10 protein-coding genes are annotated in these 20,612 nt (G+C 69.4%); 1 reads left to right on the forward strand and 9 read right to left on the reverse strand.

Annotation, left to right across the window (positions count from 1 at the left end; all coding sequences use genetic code 11):
• The first annotated feature begins 233 nt into the window (after window positions 1–233).
• Window positions 234–11,480: a helicase-like domain-containing protein gene (locus Asi02nite_RS18560; protein ID WP_203714616.1), complete on the forward strand. Its 11,247-nt coding sequence runs from the start codon at window positions 234–236 to the stop codon at window positions 11,478–11,480.
• A gap of 86 nt (window positions 11,481–11,566) precedes the next feature.
• Here the strand turns inward: Asi02nite_RS18560 and Asi02nite_RS18565 are convergent, their stop codons facing one another.
• The 9 genes from Asi02nite_RS18565 to Asi02nite_RS18605 form a co-directional block, all read right to left on the reverse strand.
• Window positions 11,567–12,322, reverse strand: a complete 756-nt coding sequence (locus tag Asi02nite_RS18565) for a prepilin peptidase (protein WP_089255385.1) — start codon at window positions 12,320–12,322, stop codon at window positions 11,567–11,569.
• A gap of 214 nt (window positions 12,323–12,536) precedes the next feature.
• Window positions 12,537–15,800 carry a LysM peptidoglycan-binding domain-containing protein gene (locus tag Asi02nite_RS18570; RefSeq protein WP_203714618.1) on the reverse strand — a complete coding sequence of 1,088 codons (3,264 nt, stop codon included), beginning with the start codon at window positions 15,798–15,800 and terminating at the stop codon, window positions 12,537–12,539.
• 88 nt (window positions 15,801–15,888) lie between these two features.
• Window positions 15,889–16,377 (reverse strand): pilus assembly protein TadG-related protein, encoded by a 489-nt coding sequence (locus Asi02nite_RS18575; protein ID WP_203714619.1) that lies wholly within the window; start codon window positions 16,375–16,377, stop codon window positions 15,889–15,891.
• Between the two features lie 37 nt (window positions 16,378–16,414).
• Complete coding sequence (locus Asi02nite_RS18580) at window positions 16,415–16,921, reverse strand: hypothetical protein (protein ID WP_089255387.1); 507 nt, start codon at window positions 16,919–16,921, stop codon at window positions 16,415–16,417.
• Entirely contained in the window at window positions 16,918–17,355 is a 438-nt protein-coding gene (locus Asi02nite_RS18585; RefSeq protein WP_203714620.1) for a TadE/TadG family type IV pilus assembly protein, read from the reverse strand. The genes Asi02nite_RS18580 and Asi02nite_RS18585 overlap by 4 nt, the downstream gene beginning before the upstream one ends.
• Before the next feature lie 2 nt (window positions 17,356–17,357).
• Window positions 17,358–17,537: a hypothetical protein gene (locus tag Asi02nite_RS18590; protein ID WP_089255388.1), complete on the reverse strand. Its 180-nt coding sequence runs from the start codon at window positions 17,535–17,537 to the stop codon at window positions 17,358–17,360.
• Between the two features lie 13 nt (window positions 17,538–17,550).
• Window positions 17,551–18,435, reverse strand: coding sequence for a type II secretion system F family protein (locus Asi02nite_RS18595; RefSeq protein ID WP_179266553.1), 885 nt, complete (start codon window positions 18,433–18,435; stop codon window positions 17,551–17,553).
• On the reverse strand, window positions 18,432–19,319 hold the full coding sequence (locus tag Asi02nite_RS18600; RefSeq protein WP_144022947.1) for a type II secretion system F family protein: 888 nt from the start codon (window positions 19,317–19,319) through the stop codon (window positions 18,432–18,434). The genes Asi02nite_RS18595 and Asi02nite_RS18600 overlap by 4 nt, the downstream gene beginning before the upstream one ends.
• Window positions 19,319–20,611, reverse strand: a complete 1,293-nt coding sequence (locus tag Asi02nite_RS18605) for a TadA family conjugal transfer-associated ATPase (protein ID WP_203714621.1) — start codon at window positions 20,609–20,611, stop codon at window positions 19,319–19,321. Before Asi02nite_RS18605 ends, Asi02nite_RS18600 begins: the two co-directional genes overlap by 1 nt.
• Window position 20,612 lies beyond the last annotated feature (1 nt).

The raw sequence follows: 20,612 nt of genomic DNA on the forward strand, positions 1-20,612 counted from the left end.
CGCTCACCTCACCGGCCATCGACTCCGCGCTCACGCCGGCGTTACTCCCCAGCCCCGAACCCACGATCGCCGACTGGACCGATCCGGCCATCAGACTCGCGCCCGACGCGGGGGCGGGCATGGGGCCCTCGAGCGGCGCCCCGGCGCCAGGCCTCGTCGCAGACCAGCATGTCCCTGCAGCCGTCCCCGGGTTCCGGCCCAGGAGCCAAGACGACCTAGCCCCGTCGGGCGAGATGGCTCGTATTCGAGCCAATCTCGCCGCCCTGCGGACCCTGCGGGCCATTCAGGCCGATCAGCGGCCGGCCACCGCCGAGGAGCAGTCGGTGTTGGGCCGCTGGTCGGGATGGGGCGCCGTTCCCGCCGCGCTCGATCCGGACAACGAGAAGTTCGCGTGGGTCCGCGAAACGTTGGGTGAGTTCCTCGACGAGCGTGAGCTCGCCGCTGCCCGACGCACCGTCATCAACGCCCACTACACCGACCTTGCCCTGGTCCAAGCCGTCTGGGACGGCATGGCCCGCCTCGGCTTCGCAGGCGGTCAGGTGCTCGAACCCGGCTGCGGCGCCGGCAACTTCATCGCCGCTGCCCCGGACGCGGCCGAGATCACCGGCGTTGAGCTCGATCCGACCACCGCGGCGATCGCCGCCGCGCTCCACCCGCGGGCCCGCGTCCTGGCCGAGAGTTTCGCCGACACCCGCGTGACCACCGGCAGCTTCGACGCCGTGGTGGGCAACGTGCCGTTCGGCGACGTGCGGCTGCACGACAAGCGCGACAACCTCGGCAACCACTCCATCCACAACCACTTCATCCTCAAGGCGCTCAGGGCCACCCGCCCGGGTGGTCTCGTCGCGGTGATCACCTCGGCGTACACCATGGACGCCGCAAACCCAGGCGCCCGCCGGGAGATGCAGCAGATGGGCGATCTGGTCGGCGCCGTCCGGCTGCCGAGCAAAGCCCACGCTCGGGCCGCCGGCACCGACGCGCTGACCGACGTGCTGGTGTTCCGTCGCCGGGAAGCCGACCGGTCAGCGGCGCCATTCGACTGGGAATACACCAACCCGCTCGACGTCGACGGCACCACCGTGCGCATCAATTCGTACTTCACTGACCACCCCGAGCGAATCCTGGGTCGCATCGTGGTCGGCGACGGCCTGTACCGGCGCGACGAGGTTGCCGTTAGCGGCGACCCGGCGACGGCACCGTTCCAACTGCGCGACGCGCTGGCGCAGATCGCCGAGCAGGCCAGCGACACCGACCTGACCATGAGCCCTGGCTCCAGCGCGCCCGTAGAGGTGCGCGCCGCCGCCCAGCTTCCCGACTCCGTTACCCGTCCCGACGGCTACCTGCGCGCCAACGACGACGGCACCTTCAGCCGGCTCGACGACGGCGCGTGGGAGTCCTACGCCCCGGCGAAGACCCAGTCCGCTGAACTGCGGGCCCTGATCGGGCTGCGCGACACCGCCGTGAGCCTACTCGAAGCCGAAGCCGCGTCGCTGGACGACACCCCGCAGATCGACCGGCTCCGGGGCCTCCTCAACTACCGCTACGACGTCTACCAGGCCAGGTTCGGGCCGATCAACCGGTTCACAGACTCGCCGCGACGGCGCAAGGACAAAGACACCGGGAAGATGGTGCCGGCGCTCGACGAGGAGACCGGCGAGCAGCTGATGAACCGCAAGCGGCCTCCGCAGGGCGGCTTTCGGCATGACCCGTTCGCGCCGGTCGTGCGGGCGTTGGAGGTCTTCAACGAGGAGACGCAGACCGGCGAGAAGGCCGACATCTTCCGCCAGCGCGTGGTGTCGCCGCGGCCGCCGCGCCTGGGCGCCGACACCCCGGCGGACGCCTTGGCGATCTGCCTCGATGAGTACGGCGAGGTGCGGCTGGCGACGGTGGCATGGCTGCTCGGCGTCGACGAGGACGAGGCCCGCCGCGCCCTCGGGACCCTGGTCTACGACGATCCGGCCACCAACCGGCTCGAGCCGGCCGCGGCGTACCTGTCCGGCGACGTCAAGACCAAACTCGCCACCGCGCGCAACGCCGCCGACGAGGACGAGCGGTACGCGGTCAACGTCCAGGCTTTGACCGACGTCGTGCCGCCCGACCTGACCGCGGGGGAGATCAGTGACACCGGCGCGGTCAAGATGGGCGCCCCCTGGATCGGTGACGAGTACGTCCAGCAGTTCCTGCAGGAGATCCTCGAAGACCCGACCGTCAAGGTCGAGCACGGCGGCGGCGGGATGTGGACCGTCCACTCCGACAACAACAACTCGGTGCTGGCCCGCTCCACCTGGGGCACCGACCGCAGATCGGCCGCCGAGATCGCCCAACACATCCTGGAGCAGCGCGAGTTCGTCATCAAGGACACCGTCAGCCGCAATCCCAAGCGGACCGTGGTCAACCTCGACGCGGTCATGGCGGCCACGGAGAAAGCCGTCGAGATGCGGGAGCGGTTCGCCGACTGGGTCTGGGAGGACCCGACCCGGGCCGCCACGCTCGTAGCCCGCTACAACGACATCTTCCAGCGGTACGTCCTGCGCAACTACGACGACCTGAAGCTGTCCCTGCCCGGACTGGCGCACGCGTTCAAGCCCGACGCGCACCAGGTCGCCGGCGTCGCCCGCATCATCCACGAGCCGGCCGTAGGCCTCTACCACGCCGTCGGCGCCGGCAAGACCGCCACCATGATCATGGGCGCGATGGAGCTACGTCGCCTCGGCTTGGTCCGCAAGCCCGTGGTGGTCGTGCCCAACCAGCTGCTCGACCAGTGGACTCGCGAGTTCCTGCGCCTGTACCCCCAGGCCAAGATCCTCGCCGCATCGACCGAGGATCTGGAGAAGGACCGCCGCCGGCTGATGGTCGCGCGGATGGCCACCGGCGACTGGGACGCGGTGATCCTCACCGAGAGCGCCTTCGAGATGCTGCCGATGAGCGCGGAAGCCGAACAGGCGTACATCGATGAGCAGATGGCCCAACTCGACGCGCAGATCAGCGAGGCCCGCGAGAACGGCCAAGAGCTTACCCTCAAGCGGCTGGAAACCAAGAAGGCCAACCGCGAGCAGCGACTGGAGGAGCGGCTCGACAACGACAAGGACGCCGGGATCTGGTGGGAGCTCACCGGCATCGACTACATCTTCCGAGACGAGTCCCACCGCGACAAAAACCTGCGGACCGTCTCCAACGTCCCCGGGATGTCGATCAAGGGAAGCCAGCGGGCCACCCAGATGGACATGAAGCTCGGGTGGCTGCGCGACCACAACCCGCGCTGGGGCACCCGGGCCACCGGTACTCCGCTGGCCAACTCGATCGTCGAGATGTACACCGAGTTCCGTTTCCTGCGCCCGGACCTGATGGAACAGCAGGGCATCATCGACGTCGACTCGTGGCTGGCCACCTACGCCGAAGGCAAGGTGATCATCGAGGTCACGCCGGACGGCGGTGGACTACGCAACAAGACCCGCCTGGACTTCGTCAACCTCGACAAGCTGGTCACGTCGCTGCACGTGTTCGCCGACGTCAAGACCAAGGACGACCTCAACCTGGCGCGCCCGCCACTGGCGTTGCGCGCCGACGGGCAGCGGCTGCCTGAGATGGTGGTCGTGCCGCCCAGCGACGCACTGCTGGAGAAGGTCGCCGAGCTGGTCGACCGCGCGGCCAAGCTCAAGGGCAAGCGACCGGAAAAAGGCGACGACAACATCCTGAAGATCGTCGCCGAAGGGTCGGCGGCGGCTCTTGACCTACGGCTGGTCGGACTGACCACCGACGAGATTCAGAAACTCGACGTGGCCGCCGACCGGGTGGCCGGCTACTACCACGCCAACAAGGACCGGATCTACCTCGGGCCCGACGGTGAGCCGCACCCGAACCCCGGCGCCCTGCAGCAGGTCTTCTGCGACCTCGGAACCCCGAGCAAGAAAGACCCCACGCGGTGGACGGCGTACGGCGCGCTGCGGCAGAAGCTCGTTGACCGCGGCGTCCCCCGTGAGGCAATCCGGTTCATCCACGAGGCGGAGGACGACCGGGCCCGGGCCGAGCTGTTCGCGAGTTGCCGCGACGGCCGCACCGCCGTGCTCATCTCGTCCACAGAGAAGGGCGGCACCGGCGTCAACGCTCAGGACCGGATGCTCGTCCTGCACCACCTGGACACCCCGTACCGGCCATGTGATCTCGAGCAGCGTGAGGGCCGCATCGACCGGCGGGGTAACCAGAACGAGGAAATCCGCATCGAGCGGTACGTCACCGAGCGGTCCCTGGACGCCTTCAAATGGCAGAAGGTCGCCTACAAGGCCACCCTCGCCGAGCGCGTCCTGACCGGGCGCGCCGGCCCCCGCACCGAGGACATCGGCGACGTCACCCTGTCCTACGAGGAAATGAAGGCCGCCTCCACCGGCAACCCGCTCCTGGTCGACCACGCCAAGGCGAAGGTCGAACTGACACGGCTCGACCGCCTCGAGCGCGGCTACCACCGCTCCCAGTCCCAACTCCGCTGGACTATCACCAAGAACCGGCAGGACATCGTCATCAGTCGAGCGACGATCACCGAGGTCGACGCGGCGATCGAACGGCGAGTAGACACCCGCGGCGACGCGTTCGCCATCACCGTGCGCGGCACCCGATACACGAAGCGAGGCGAGGCCAACGAGCGGCTCAGGAACGTGCTGGGACTGGTCCTCGCCGATCCCCGCAGCCGGTCGGGACCGGCGGTCGAGATCGGAGAGATCAGCGGTTTCGCCATCACCGCGACCGTGACGAAGATTGTCGTTGGGGATGGCCGCAAGGAACTCATCCATTACGAGGACGCGGTATATCTGCAGCTCACCGACGTCCCTTCCTCCGGCATGAACATCACACAGGATGCCCTCAAGAAGGGCGACATCGTCGCCCGACTCGAGAACCGGCTGGGCAGACTGGAAGCGGTGCGGTCTGACGCCGAGGCCAACATCACGCGGTACGAAGCCGAGATCCGCCGCGCCGAGGACGACCTGGCCAAGCCGTTCCGGCACGCGGCCGCGCTGGATGAGGCGCGAGCCCGGTTCCGCCAACTCGACATCGAGGTCGTCGCCTTCGCGGCCGCGTCGGAGGCAGAGGCCAACTCGGCTCCAGGCGACGACAGCGACGATGACAGCGACGGCGAGGAACAGGCATCCGAGGAACCTGCGGAGGATGCCGGGCGCGCTTACGGGCCAGGTGTCGGCGCCCGCGGATCGGCGGTGTATGGCCGCGGAGGCGGGCCGGGCACATCGCCAGGCCCCCGCCACCAGCCGACGGCACCGAGAACCGGGCCGGGCATGGACCGGTCGGGCGAGAACGCCAGCCACGCGAACACCGAGGCAGCGGCCAGCGCCCCACCGTCGCTGCCGCAGGTTCTGGCCGACCCCGTCCTGACCGATGCGGATCGGGAGTGGATCACCGAAAAGCTCGACCAGGTCGTCACCAACCAACAGGTCGTGGACGCGGCCCGAGCCAACGCGTACGACAACTTCGCGCTGGTCGTGAAAACCCATCTCGACGATCTGATGATGGATGCCGTCGACAGCGGCATGACCGATCTGGGACGGCTGTACTTCGCGTCCCCCAGCGACGACGCGCCGTTCCGGCCGGCCTTCCTGGCCACCGCCGGGAGGGCGCTCTACGACCGAGTTCGCGCCACGCCGCCCACCGCTCCCGCAGCGGATACCCGGGCAACGCCCGCATCGGCGCCACCTGCCGGCGAGATCCGGGCCGAACACTCAGGCGCCCCCTCGGACCCGCAGCCGACCGCAGCGTCTGAAAGCGTGCCGGTCGGCAGGGCCGCAGCCCGGCCAACACCGCCGCAGACGAGCGCGCCGGCACTGGAAGAGACGCATCGGCGGCGCCGAGGGCACCCCTTCTACCCGCCCGCCAAACTCGCGGCCACCATTCCGCCGCTGTACGCCACCGAGAAGCTGGCCGACGGCGACAAGGTCGTCCACCTGCACTACTTCGGTGGCAGCAACGACTTCTGGCTCGTCGAATACGACCCGGCCACAGGGGAGGGCTTCGGGTACTCCTGCGTCGGCGGCGACACTGACATGGCCGAATGGGGCTACATCGACCTGCCTGAACTCGAGCGGATCAACAAGGGCCTGCTCATTATCGAGCGCGACCTCCACTGGACCCCCAGACCAGCGCGTGAACTGAACCTTCCCGGGTGGCGAGCTGACACCGAGCCGACCCTCACGCCTGCTGACGAACCCGCGGACGCGCCGGAGGAATCGACACCCACCCCAGAAGCACCGCCGCCGGCGCCACGAACTGAGCACAACGCCGACGCGGTAGCCGCCGACGGGCGAGAACCGGCGATGGACGCCGAGCCGACCCGTGTGAGCGACGGGCCGGTCGAGACAGCTGCTCCGGTGGTTGAGGAGCCGGCCACCGGCCCGGCCGTTCACACCTTCGCCACGACCATCGAGGCGTACGACGACACGAACTCGCAGCGCCGCGAGGACATCAGAGACGGCGACGTCCTGGTGATCGAGTCGGAGGGTGTCGTCGGGTTCGTGCTGGCTGCCTGGCCGGTCGCGGTCACGGTCGAGCGCGGCGAGCTGCACAAGACCGACGGCCCGGCCCGGGAGCACGAGGGCGGTCGTTACGCCGCGAGCGTCGACCTCGCCGCGGAGGCCGCACGTGAGAAGGGCTTCGCGCTCGACCCGGCCGTCATCCCGCCGGCCGTCGCGGTCGAGCCGGCCACCCCAGTCGAACCTCCTGCTCCTGGCGACCTGGCGGCCGAGTCTGTGATGCCCGGCGACGAAGCCGAGCCGTCCCCGCCGAGTCCGACGCCCACGTGGGTCGACCAAATCAAGATCAAGGTCGGGCCTCCCACGGTCGTCACCGGCACCACCGGGCACCCCCGCGAGGAAGGCCTGCGCGGCCTACTGAAACAGCACCGTTTCCAGTACCGGGGCGGTCAGTGGCGTTACACCGGTCGCTGGGCCGACCGTGACGCCGCGGTCGCCGATGTCCAGCGCTGGCTGGCCGCCAGGGCCAAGACCGAATCAGGCGCCGTCAAGCTGGCGACCGCGGCCAAGTTTCCGCCCACAGCCCAGCAACAGCGCATCATCGACGCCTACCTTGCCGGACAGAACATCGTGGTCCAGGCTCTGGCCGGCACTGGCAAGACCAGCACCCTGCAGATGCTCGCCGCCGCCCGGCCCGCGCGCATCGCGTACATCGCGTTCAACCGGCCCATCGCCGACGAGGCCGCCGCGAAATTCCCGGGCAACGTGGTCGCCGACACCAGCCACGGGTTCGCCCGCGCAGGCCTGCGAACCAGCCCGCTGCGGAACAAGGTGGCGCGCGTCAACCAGGGCGCTCGTTGGCCGGAGGACTGGGCGCGGATCCTCGACATCCGGGACATCCCACAGGGCGACGACGTGGTCGAGGCCGAATCACAGGCCCACATGGTGATGGCCACCATCAAGAATTTCCGGGAGAGCGCGGCCGGCACCCTCGGCCCTCAGCACCTGCCGGGGAACCTGCGTGAACCGGGCGCCGGCCCGCTCGGCGACAGGATCCTCGAGTACGCGCGTCGCGCCTGGGCGGACATCACCGATCCCGACGGCGAGCTGCTGTTCGAGCACGACGACTACCTGAAGATCTGGGCACTGGGCAACCCCCGGATGCCCTACGAGGTGATCTTCTTCGACGAGGCCCAGGACATCAACGACGTACTGCGCAAGGTCATCCAGGACCAGCCGGTTCCGACCGTCGTGGTGGGCGACTCCAACCAGTCGATCTACGGGTTTAGAGGCGCGATCGACGCGCTGAGCCGCTGGCCCGGCGACATCACGCTGCCACTGACTCAGAGTTGGCGCTTCGGCCCGCAGATCGCCGCAGTCGGCAACGACTTCCTCCGGCTGCTCAAGTCGCCGTACCTGCTGACCGGCAACCCTGGCATGACCAGCACGGTCGGGTTCGTCGACCAGCCCGACGCGGTACTCGCCCGGACCAACGCCGGCGCAGTCGCCGCGGTGTTCGACGCCTTCGACGACGGCCGCCAGGTCGCCCTCGCCGGCGGCGGCCGCGAGATCCGCGACATCGCCAAGGCCGCCCAGAACCTGCAAAACGGGCGCCGCACCACGCACCCCGAGTTGTCGCGGTTTCCCGACTGGGACGCCGTCCAGGAGTACGTCGAGAACGACGAGAACGCCCAGTCGCTGCGAGCTTTCGTTCGCCTCATCGACCGGCGCGGCGCCGCCCAGCTCATCCAGATGGCTGGCGACCTGGTCCCGGAAGAGGCGACCCGGGCGGACGGCACACCGGCGTACGACGTGATCGTCTCGACGGTGCACAAGAGCAAAGGGCGGGAGTGGCCACGAGTTCGGATCGCCGAGGACTTCCCAGCGCCGGAAGAGGACCAGAGCACCGGCAAGGTGCGCCTGCCTGACCCCGAGGAACTGCGGCTGGCGTACGTCGCGGCCACGAGGGCCCGCGAGACGGTGGAGCTCGGCGGACTGTCCTGGATCCGTGACCTCCCACCCGAGCTCACCGATGCCCTCAGCAAGCGACCGGCGCGCCGCGAGGTGCACACGGTGCCCGCCACCACGACAAGTCAGGGCCCAGAATCCAACCCGCTCGCGGCAGCGGCGGCGCCGATCGTCCAGGCCAGTGAGTCGGACGTCCTTGATCCGCAGCCGGCCAACGCTCCCCGCCCGAGCCCGGCCGCACCCGCCGCCGCGGCAACTCAGGAGTCGCTGTTCGACAGCAGCGCGGAGGCCCGCCTCCTGCAACGCGTCGCCGCCCGGATGCCCGCGAACCCCGTCACCCGAACAGACGACAACCAGCCGGCAGTGCTGCTCACCGCCGTGGCGACCGGCACCTACGGCCAGGTGCACGGCGTCGACGGCAACGGCCAGCCGATCACCGGCGAAGGATACGTGCTGGACGCTAAGCCCTGGCGCGGCGGCATCCGCGGCCGGGGCGACGACCGGGCCGTAGTGGTGCGGCTGGCTGACCTTCCCGACGGCCCCGAGGCGACCACTGTCCAGACCGATGTGGACGGCCGGTTGATCGTCCTGCAGCCGCCGGAAGGCAAACCGGCCGGCGAGGCCGAGCCATGGACGCGGATGCCCCAGGAACAGCAGATCCTCGCCGCCCGATCGGTGCTCGGGCTCGCGGTCCAGGTCATCGACGGGCCGCACAACGAACTGTGGCGAGTCGAGGGATGCCCGGAGCAGATCGGGGGAGAGGTCGCGTGGTGGCTGTTCGGCGGCCGCTACGGATCCTGGGAAGGCAGGGCCCGGCCAGTCTTCCAGCAGCGACGGATCGACGAGGCCATCGCCGCCGGCCGCCTGGCCGCCGATTGGTCAGCGTCAGCGGCTCAGAGCACGGCAGAACACGAATCTCAGGCCACCGAGCCGTCGGCTGCCCTGGCCGACGATGCCGGGACGGAGGCGAGTCTGACCAACGAGCCTACGGCGCCGGACGAAGAGGTCAGCGCTGCTCGCCAGGCCCGCCTGGCGAAGGCGCTCGACGACTTCGGCCCCCGCTACACCAGCACCACAACCAAGGGTTACCTCGGCGACGGGTCAGTCGTGCGCTATGTCATCGACGGGCACATTGAGGAGCGGGTCAGCGAGGCGGAACGCCGTTGGATGAAGGAGTACCTCGACGCTCACCGCGAAATCCTGACGGCAACGCCGCTGCGCCCCGAGGACCTGGACGCCCGAGACCGGGCCGCCTCCGACTCGCTAGCCGAGCGCGCCGCCCGGGCGGTCGAGGAAGGACGCTTCGAGGAAGCCCTGAACATCATCGACGAGGCCGAGCCGCTCTACAGCCACGTCGACGAGTGGCCCGCATACCGGATCTGGGTAACTGAGGCGGCTGCAGCGGCGGAGCAATCCGACGAACCCACGCTCGAGGCGCCCGGGGTCGGCGAGCCAGCGTCTGACGGCCCCGACAACGATGAACCGCCAGCGGTGCCCGTCGCGCCACCGCTCGTAGAACTCGTTGCCCCAACTGAAGCAGTAGCTGGAATGACCACGATGCAGCGGTACGCCGCTAGCACCCTGGCGCAGGCGCAAACACCGTACAGCCGTCCGGAGTCGAGGCTGAGCGTCTATTGGCAGATTCCGGCCAGCGAGGTGGCCGGGTTGCCCGATGAGGTGCGCAACGGGTTGCTCGCCGACCTGCAGGGCATCATGGCGTCCGGCGAACCGCGCCAACGGTCCGCCGCACGTCGGCAACTCGACCGCTGGACGGGTGTCGATGCTGGGCACAGCGAGGCCCAGGCGGAAGCACTGGCGAGCGCCGGGAGTACGTCGCATCGGAAGGACTCCGCCAGGGTGGATGCCTACGGACGGATGTCGGCGGCCGAGTACGCGGCGCTGGAGCCGGTACACCGCGACGCAATCGAGGCCGACCTACAGGCGATCGCGGACAGCGGCGCCACCCGGACGATCCCACACAACCGCACCAGCATGGGCACGACGATACGAGGCGTGACCGCGAACCACGTCCACGCGGCCAAGGTCATCCTGGGCCGGATCACCGCCGGCCCGAAGCCCTTCACCAGCAACGCCTCGATGGTCGGCAAAGGCGTCTTCGCCACGAACCTCAATCCCGGTGACCGCGTTGTGCTATCCGGCAGGGAAGTCACCGTCGACCGGGTCGGACTCGACGGCAAGGTGTACCTCCGCGGCGGACGCACGCTGCCCGAACGCAGCCACAAGCTGGCCGAAGCCGGTCCTGATCCGGTCGCCCCACCCGCCGCTTCCCAGCGAGACCAACCGGCCAACCAGGCCGGTGAAACGAACCCCCACTCGGACGGGCCAGCAGAACAGCCCGACCACGGCGACCGCAACCCCGAGGAACCGAACGGCGAACCCGTCGAACTCACCGCCCGGGAACAGGCCATCATCCGCAACGCCGTGGCCGACCACGCCGCCGGCTACTACGGCGGCCCGCTCGCGTTGCCGCGCTCCGATGTGCCCCGCCACATCGCCGACGGACACCTCGAGGAGCTGGAGGCCGTGCACGGTCGGGACCTCATCTGGGAAGCCGTCGCGGCGGTGATCGACTCCGACACCACCGTGCTGCACCGCACCCATGATGAGCGGGAACAGCGCCGCCTCGGACGGCAAGCACAGGCAGAAGACTTCTCCCGACAGGCGCTGGCGGCGTTCAAGCAGGAGGACTACGACCAAGCCATGGCATTAGCCGAACAGGGCGAGATGATCGACCCGCTCTACCGACCTAGCCGAAGCGAACGGCGTCCCAACGGGATGAGCTGGACCGACATACGCAGCGCGATCAGCCGCCGCCGCGGCGGACAGCCGCAGCCGCCCGCGCCTGGCCTGGAACATCCAGCCCTTGCCGATGCTCCAGCAGCGCCGGCGACCCCGTCGCGGCTGGCGCGGCTGGACACCGCCACGGCCGTGCCCTCCGGGCCGGTCACGCCAGCCCGGCAACTCGGCGCGCACTCGAGTTGCGCATCGACAGCGGTCGGACGGAGTGGGCCGAATGTCTGAGCGTCATCACCTCATGGCCCGACGGCCACAGAAAGGCGGCAACCCGGCGTCGCCCCGGCCGGCAGGCTGGGCGCCCCGCCCAACGGTCAGGGCAGCAGACTGGCCGCGATCAATGCGCCGGCAACGAGGCCCGGCCCGAGAATGACCTGGTCGCCGCGATGGCGCCGCCGAGCCAACGCCCACACTGCAGCCAGCAGGAACGCCAGCCACACGCCGGCGTACACGGCTGTCCAACTCACCCAACCGGTGACGAGCCCGGTGGAGAAGGCGAGCTTGACGTCGCCCCACCCCATCATCCTTGGCCGCACCAGCGCGACCAGACCGAAGACAGCCGTGACGAGCACGCCGGCCAGCGTCCCCCGTATCCAGTCGGCACCACGATCCTCGACGAGCGCCACGACACCAAGCGCGGCTAACAACCCGCCCGCAGTCAGCCCCGTCAGGACATTCGGCAATCGACGCACGACACCGTCAACCGAGGCCAGCATCACGCCGAGGCCCGCGAACCAGACGTAGGCCGCAAGCTCCCACCCCGCACGATGAGAGACGTACAGGACGATGCCAGCCGCCAACGCGGCCAACTCCACCGATCCGGCTGGCGCGCCGACCCGCTCCCGACAGGAGGGGCAGCGGGCCGAGGGAAGGAACGCGGTCGATCGCCACGGGTACGCCAGCGGGTGCGCGCAGTGGTCGCAGGAGCGGCGCCAAGGTTCGCCGACCGGGACCGCGAAGAACGCTACCGCCGCCCGCAACGGTGGCGTGATCGCCGCCACCAGCCACCACGATGCCGGCAACCTGGCCCTTCGCTCGGCCATCCGAACATTTCCATCTTCCAGTGCCATTCGCGCCACCCCCGGACGCGCAAGCCTAGATACCCGAGGTAGACGGCGCCAAGCAGCGGCTCGGGCGTTCTACACGCAGGGTTGGTGCAAGGAAAAACGGCCCCGCAAGGGGGCCGTCGGGCCAGGGCATAAACCCTGGCGGGGTAACGACACGATAGCACTTTGGCGCGGCGCGGAACAAGCGCGTTGAGCGGGTCCCCGCTGGCTCTTTGGGTTACCGGACGCCGACGTGCATGCGCTCGGGCATCAGCTCGCACAGGAGTTGGTAGGTGTCCTTGTCCAGGTCCTCCGGGACCTCGGCTTCCCGCACGCGGATGAGGTCGCCGAGGATCTGCTCGAGCTCGGCAATGTTCCGCTCTGCGTTGGCCACCCGCAGGAGGTCCCGCCAGGTGATGTCGCTGGTCCGGTCCGGATCGGCCAGCCACGCCTGGTCGACCGCCCACCGGGCGCCGGTGATGTCGCCGCCGTCCAGGCACAGGTCGACCAGGCGGTGGGCGGTGTCCACCACCCCGGAGGTCAGGTGATGCGGCTGGATGTCAGAGGTGGGTAGCCAGGTGTACGGGTTTCGGGCAACTGCCGAGTAGGCGATGTCTGCGCCGGCGAGGGGCGCACCGCGGATCAGGGCGAGTGCTTGACGCAGATCTCGGGCGCCGGCTGGGCCTCGGCTCTCGCCTCGGCTGCGCAGGCGCCGGAACAGGTGCCAGTCGAGTAGGTAGCCCTCGCGCAGACGGTACCGGCGGTCGGCGGTGGCATCGGGCAGCCACGGCTCGCCATCATCGGTCTGGCCGAGCCAGCGCCGTGCGCGCGACACGTCGACCCGCCTGCTGGCCGGTTTGACGTGCTGGCCGGGCCATAGCGCGTCGTCGAACGCGTCAGTCGTGGCGCCGCGCTCGCCGCGGGCCGCCAGGTAGGTGATGATTTCGGCGTAGAAACGGACACGCTCGGATGGGACGCGCCCGGGGGCCTCGACGGTGACTGGTCCGAGGATCGCGATACGCGGGCTTGTGGGGTCGCCTTCGATCCACCGGCGCACGTCGGCGTCCAGACTCGGGTCGTTGTGCCGACGCCGGATCGGCGACGTCACGCGTCGGCGTGTGCGCAGGGGTAGGGATGGCAGGGCGACGATAGCCGGTACCTTGGCCGCGTCGGCTCCCGCCGCGTTGACGTCGGCGGAGTCGGGCACGGGGCCGAGGCCAGCGGACAGAACCGCGGCGACAGTCTCACCGGAGGCAGGTTCGTCGGGTTGGTCGGCCCGGTTCGGTACGGATGCATCGCGGTCCTCGGTCGCAGTGGGCGCGTGCGGCTCGTCGAGCAGGCCGCCGGCGGCGTCGGCGCCCTCGGCCCAAACCTCCGGCTCCGGCGCGGGCGGGACCAGCGGCCAGTCGTCATCGACCGCCGCGGCCGGCGTTGGGTCGGCGTTGCGGGTGCCCTGCCGGGCGGTGGTGAGAAGGTTGGCGAGGTCGCCCAGTTCGCCGCGGGGCAGTCGGGCAGCGATGAGGCTGGCATCGCTGCCGCTCAGGCCAAGAAACTCGACCGTCAAACGGCCGTTGGCGTCGATCGAGACCGGCCAGCGCCCGACCTCTCCGTCAGTTACGACAGCGACAGCAACAGCGCAGCGACCCGCAGCGGTGAGATCGTCGTCCAAGGCCTGGAGTGCGGCGATCTCGTCCGGGTCCGGCTTGTGCGCCAGGAGGACGTGCGGCATCCACGCATCGGCGGCGATGTCCGCGACTCTGCCGGAGAGCGGGTCGTCGGCCCCGAGATGGTCGAGTGACTGCACGACCTGGGAGGCGCGTCGACGGATCCGGTCGATAGCGACCGCGACGCTCGGAGCGGCATTGACTCGGTCGCCAGCCAGGGCGATGAATTCGCCCGTCTCGGTGGCGTCGAATCCTGCGACGGTGACCTCGACATGGTCGCTCCAGGTGTTGCAGGAGAGTTCAGCAGCGAGGTAGCGCAGGAGGTCGGCGCTGCGCTCGGGATGACCGGTGATGGACACGACCCCGAGTCGCTCCAGGTCGAGCAGCAAGTGGACCCCGGGGCGGGATGCGACCGTGACCAGGGTCGGCAGCGGCGCGATCTGGCCGTCGACGTCCAGGAGCTCCACGTCACCGGGCAGCGTCCATGTCGTCTCGTCACCGATCCACGGCGCGGTCGGGTTCGGGCAGGCCCTGGTGAGAAGGAGGTTGACCGTATCGCCGGTCAGCCACGCGCCGACGATGTCGGGCATCTGCTCGGCGGGACGATCGACCAGCGCCTTGGCGAGGACTCGCAGCGCCCGGTCGAGCCGGTCCACCGCGATCGGTTGCGCGACCACCCGCAGTTCCTCCTCCACCTCCGGCCTAACGGGCTCGGGCAGCCGCCGGCCGACCGGGCGGTGCTGCTCCTGGCGGCGGCGTCGCCGCCGCAGCGTGGTGAGAGTTAGCGCCGCGAGCAGGCCTGCGCTGATAAGCGGCACGCCCAGCAGAAGTGTGGTGTCGCGAGCGTCGCCGCCTGTCTCGGATTGGTCATCGGTGAGAGCAGACTGCACCCTTGGCCTAGGCGTCGGGCTCGCGGGTGCGGTACTCGGGGTTGACGTTGGCTCGGCCGCCGCGCCCGTCGCATTTGGACTCGGGGCGACAGGGTCGGTCGCCGCCCCGGAGCCTGCGCTCGCTGGAGTGGATGTCGGCGCGGCCGTCCGCGTAGGTCCAGGCCCTGCACCATCGTCTGCGGCGGCGCTGGCCACCTCGGGGTCGTCTGCGGGGACAGCGGGCTGGTCCACCGCCGGATCACGGTCGACGAGTTTGCCGGTCGCGTGTGGTCGTGCTCCCCGCTCGACGGCGCCCTTCGGGAGCTCAATAACCTGGCCCGAACGGATTAGGTCCGGATTCCGCAGGTCGTTGAGGCGGGCGAGTTCCGGGTAGCGATCGAAGTCGCCAAGGTACCGGTCCGCGATGCCGCCAAGGTAATCACCCTTCGCGACGCGGTACTCGTCGCCGTCAGGTGACTCAGCGCGGGCATTGGGGTCGGCACTGATCAGCACGGTCCCCGTGTTGGCCGTGAGGTCGACCGAGACGACCGCCGCCGACGACGGCGTTGCGGTGGCGGGCGCCGGCGCTGCGGTGGCGGAGATGGCCGGCCCGGCCACCAGCAGGCTGACGGCTGCGACCAGCACAGCCGCCACTCGCTGCTGGGGTCCCAGCACAGGTAGGCGACGGGCGACTCGGCCGCGTACGTGCGCCACAACCTCCCTGACCACCGACACGGCGAACGACAGCCAGGCCAGCCAGCCGACGACCGCGACCGCCGCGATGAACAGGGCGCCGCTCTCGTCTGGTCTGATCATTGCCTGGCCTGCTTCGGCCAGGGTGGGAAGCCGGTCCGGCATGGCGGCGAGCTGCACCAGCGCGATTGGAATACCGACCAGCAGTCCTAACAGCGTGACCAGTGCTGCGACGCCAGACGCGATCTGGCCAGCGCTACGGACGGGGCCTCGCATCACGCACCTCCTCTCTCGCCAAGCGCGAAAACCCTTATCCCATCACCGATCCGCGCGCGCAGTGAACCGGGCGCACCCGCTGGACCCTTCACCCGGTGAGCAGCTGCGCCGTGCTTTGCCCAGTCACGGGGAGCTCGCCTATACCGATCAGCGACAACATCTGAGTCTGGTAGGTGATGGTGACGGTTACCGTCACGCTCTGCCCGTCCGCGCTGGGAGCTACCTCGCCGTCCGCCCCGGCGGCCGCGAGGTAGCTCTCACCGGCCGCGATGGCCGCTGCGGGATCGACGATCTTCTCGCCGCCCGGCACGGCGAGCTGAAGCTGGATCGACTGACCTGCCGCCCGTGCCGCCTCCATCGCGATGGAGTCGGCCCGCTTGAGGGCACGCATCTTGCCGCCGCCATCCACCGCTAGTCCGATCATCACGAGTACGCCGAACGCCAGCACCAGGACGAGCAGGGCGACCCGCCCGTCATCGCGGGCAACGGCACACAGGCGGCGTCTCCTCGGCGCTTCAAGAATTTTGAGGTTCTTCTTGGCCAGGCTGTCTTGAGATGCCGCAATCACCCTGTTCATCGGGGCCCTCCGGAGCGCCGGTGGGAGCCCGGGCTCATCACAGGCCACCCGCGCTCAGACTTGCAGCAGAGCCCGATTCGGTAATCCCGAACGCGAGGGATCTTGCCCGGTACCAGTCGATGGGCGAGGTGAAGGATGCCTCAACCGTTCTCGCCCCCGGCATGCCAGGCGCCGCGATGTCCGCGAAGCTCACCCTGCAGGTGATATCGACACTGACGGCCGCAGGCGTTCCGACCTGCCGCGCGAACTGAGCGGTGTTAACCACGACCACCGGGTCGCACGACAGCCCCTGGTTGGACAGGGACTCGTTCGCGGTGGCCTCGGCGTTAGCCTGCGCTTCAGCCGCCGAACGCGAGATCGACGCGGCGCGCGCTGCATTGTGTGCTGCGGTCTCGATCGCGCCGGCGGCGACCTCGATGCGCATGCCAATGACGGCGAGCGCGAGGAAGGCCAGCAAGGGCGGGGCGAGGATCACCGTCTCCAGCGCCGCCGACCCGTCATCGGCGGACCGCAGCGCACGCCACCGAGCGCTAATGCTGCTCATCGAGTGAACCGTTCGACAGGCCCGGTGGCGGTTTGGCTGACATTCCAACCGGGGATCCAAGGCACCAAGGACGGACTCATGCCGGTCACGGTCACGGTGACCTGCTCGGGTCCGGCGTTCACCCGGACGTTGGCATCTGAAAGGCTGCTACCGGCGGCCTGGTCGACAAAATCGCTGGCTGCCTCAAATGCCCCGCCCGGGCCCCCGGTGTAGGCCCGGCCGGCGTCGACGCCCTGCTGCGCCGCGGTCAGTGCGATCGATCGCGCGTAGGAATACTCGGCGATCTGGATCGCCAAGAACAACAGGGCGAGCACCACCGGGGCGATGATCATGTACTCGACTGCGGCTGCTCCGTCGTCGGCGCGCAGCCGCGCGCCAAGCTGCCTGCACCGCTGCGGTACTGGCATTCTCGGCGCGTGGCCATCGTTGCCCATGGTCAGACGATCGAGGGGAGCCGGTTGGTGACGGCCAAGGTGATCGCGCCCGCGACCAGGCCGGCGATCAAGAGGGCCAGGATGGCGAAGATCGCCCATTCGATTGCGGTCGCGCCTCGGTCGTCATTGACCTCGGCGGCTCGGGCCCGGATGTATCCGACCAGGATCTCGATGAGGGGCATGCGGTGTCTCCTTTCAGGCGGTGACGAGGCGGATGAGGAACGGGTAGCCGGCCACCACGAACAGCACGAGCACGGTGAGGCTGGTCGGTACGTAGAGCCAGGTCGTCGCGGTGTTGGCCCGGTCCTGCTCTTTGGTGCGCAGCGCCACCCGCAAGGACTGGGCGCGGCTGATCAAGGTCTGGTACACCTGGGCGCCCTCTGTCCCGGAAAGGCGCATGATGTCGCCGACGTCGCCGAGCTCCGGCACGTTGATCTCTTCAGCGACCTGGCTGAGGCCGTCCCAGGGCGGGATGGAGGCGAACCGGGCGCCGTCGAGCGCAGCCTGGATTCGCTGGAACACCCAGCTGTCGCTGACCCGCGCGGCCCGTTCCAACGACTCGACCGGCCCGTGGGAGGCGGCGCGCTCAAGGGCGACCAGGTCGAGGTACGCCGCGACCGCGCGGGTGAACTGCTCGCGGGCCGCGGCGGCCTTCTGCTTGATGCTGACGTCGACGAGGAGGAAGAGCAGCACGGCGAGGGCGATGGACGCGATCGCGGGGATGACGATCGGCAGCGCGAGGCCGAACATCGCCAGCATGAGGGTCATCAGCGGCGGGAAGAGCAGCCCGACCGCGGCGTATCCGACCTTCTCGAGCACGTACCGTTCCACACTCTGTCCGATGAGCTGCAGTTCCTGCTGCGGCGGGCGAAGTCGGGAGCCGAATCGGGTGGCGACCCACTGGGCCAGCCGCCCGTCCTCGACGCTGGTCGTGGTCGTGGTGCTGGTCATGGGTGGGTGCATGCGCTGCAGGGCTGGCCCGAGCGCCGGGACCGTGGGCAGGACGCCTCGGACTACGAGGTAGGCACCGAAGCCGGCGAGTCCGCCGAGGACCATCGTTACGGCGATTCCTGTGCTCACGGCGCACCTCCGTCCGCGGGAGCGAGCAAACGGGGCACTCGGGTGGGCTGGCTGAGCCGGCGAATCCATACGAGCAGGCCGATGAAGACGGTGATGGACAGCAATAGCACGAGCTGGCCGAGGACTGTTGCGAACGGCGCCATGTAGGTCCGGTTGGAGAAGAGCAGCACGAGGGTGGCCACCGAGAGAACGGTCATGAACTTCGTCGTCAGGCGGGGGTCGGCCCGGTCGGCCCAGATCTCGCGCCGCATCTCGACTTCCTGGGCGATACCGGCGCTGATCCGCTGCAGTACGTCGGTGAGACGTGGCCCCCGGTCGGTGGAGTGCAGCTTGAGCCTGACCAGCACCTCGTCGGCGCTGGCATCCGCGAGCTGGGCACCGAGCCGGTCAAGGGCGTCGCTAGTGGGAACGCCAGCACGCAGGTTCGCGGCTAGGTCGCTGAGTTCGTCAGCCAGCGCGGGCGGCGCGTCGCGGGTGCTTCGGATGATCGCCTGGGTAAGGCCGACGCCGGTACCGACCAGGTCGTGAAGGCGCCGGGTCCAGACCTCGACCGCGACGAGCCGATCGATGGCCCGCTGTTCTTCGCGTCCAGCGGTGAACAGCCACGGCACACCGATCACGGCCACGGCGGCGATGAGCGCGGCGATCGGGATGCCGGTGTAGAACCAGACCGCCACCGCCGCGGCGGCGGCGGCCCACTGCGTGGCCTGGCGCCGTTGACGTTGCTTGGCAGACAGCCCGTCTCCCAACCACACGCGACGTATGGCTTGCCCGAACCGCGACGGTGGACGGGCCGGTCGTCGGGTACCCACGATCCCGGTGGCGAGCGCAAGGAGCCCGCTGACGAGGGCGGCGGCGGCGAGCGAGGCCAAGAGCTGCAGCATCAGCGGCCGCCCCACTGCTGGTGTCCACCGAGTAGTTGCAGGTCGAAGCCTCCGTAGGCAAGGGCGTCGCCGACCCGGCCGCTGGGCATGACGTGGGTGGGCATTGCGACGGCGCCAGGCTGGGGCGGGGCGAACAACTCGCTTCGGGCGATGGTCCCGTTTTCGGCAACCCCGTTGATTTCCAGGACGTGAGAGACGTACCTCAGCGGCGCCATTCCGGGCCTGCGCTCCATGTTCACGAACACCACGAGGTCAAGCGCGTTGGCGACGGTCAGGTAGGCGCCCTCCCGGTTGCGGCTGGCGCCGTAGCGCATGAGCAGTTCGGCGAGTCGGTCGAACACGGCGTGCGGATGGCGGGCGTGGATGGTGCTGAGGCTGCCATGGGTGGTGTTCATGGCGTCGAACATGGGCACGATCTCCTGGCTGCGGACCTCGCCGACGATCACCCGGGTCATCGACATGCGCAGCATGTGCGGGAAGAGGTCGGTGAGCGAGATCTCGCCCTGGGGCCGGCCGTCTGGTCCGAGTTCGCCGTGGCCCTCGCGCTCCTCGAACGGTACGACCCACGGATGGGTGCCGTGCTCGTGCAGGCCGAGCTCGTAAACCGTCTCCAAGGTGGCGAACCACTCGTCCTGCGGTATGCCGCTGGCCATGGCGCGCAAAAGGGTCGACTTACCGGAGTTGGGCAGGCCAGCGATCATCACGTTGAGGTACCCGCGCACCGCGGCGGTGAGGAATGCGGCGAGTTCGGCGGTCATCGCGTGCCGGGCGACCATGTCGTCCAAGGACACCTTGCGGATCCGGTGCCGGCGGATAGCGACCGCTGGCCGTGGCGTGACCACGTAGATCACCGTCAGTCGGGCGCCGTCCGGTAGCCGCAGGTGCAGGATCGGCTTGGAGGTGGACAGTGTCCGCTCGGTTGCGGAGGTACGCGAGGCCGACCGCTGGAAGTGGTCGATGAGTTCGTCGTCGCTGTCTGCCGCCGAGAAGCTCTTCTCGTCGACGCGGCCGTCGGCGTATTCGACACGCACCCGGTCATGCCCGTTGACCTGGATGTTCTCGATCTCGGGGTCTTCGACCAACGCCTGAAGTCGCGGCCCGAGACCGAGCAGATAAGCAACGATCGCCGTGAACAGCTGTTCTTCAAACCCGTCGGGTAGGTGTTCGCCGGCACCGTGGCGGTTGTCGGCGTGCTCACGCACCAGGGTGCGCGCCACCTCGATCGTGACCTTGCGCTGCTCCTCGTAGCCCGTCTCCCGACCGCGCAGGTGTGTCCCGACCCGCTCACTCACC

The organism is Asanoa siamensis (genome assembly GCF_016862555.1).
GTDB classification, from domain to species: Bacteria; Actinomycetota; Actinomycetes; order Mycobacteriales; family Micromonosporaceae; genus Asanoa; species Asanoa siamensis.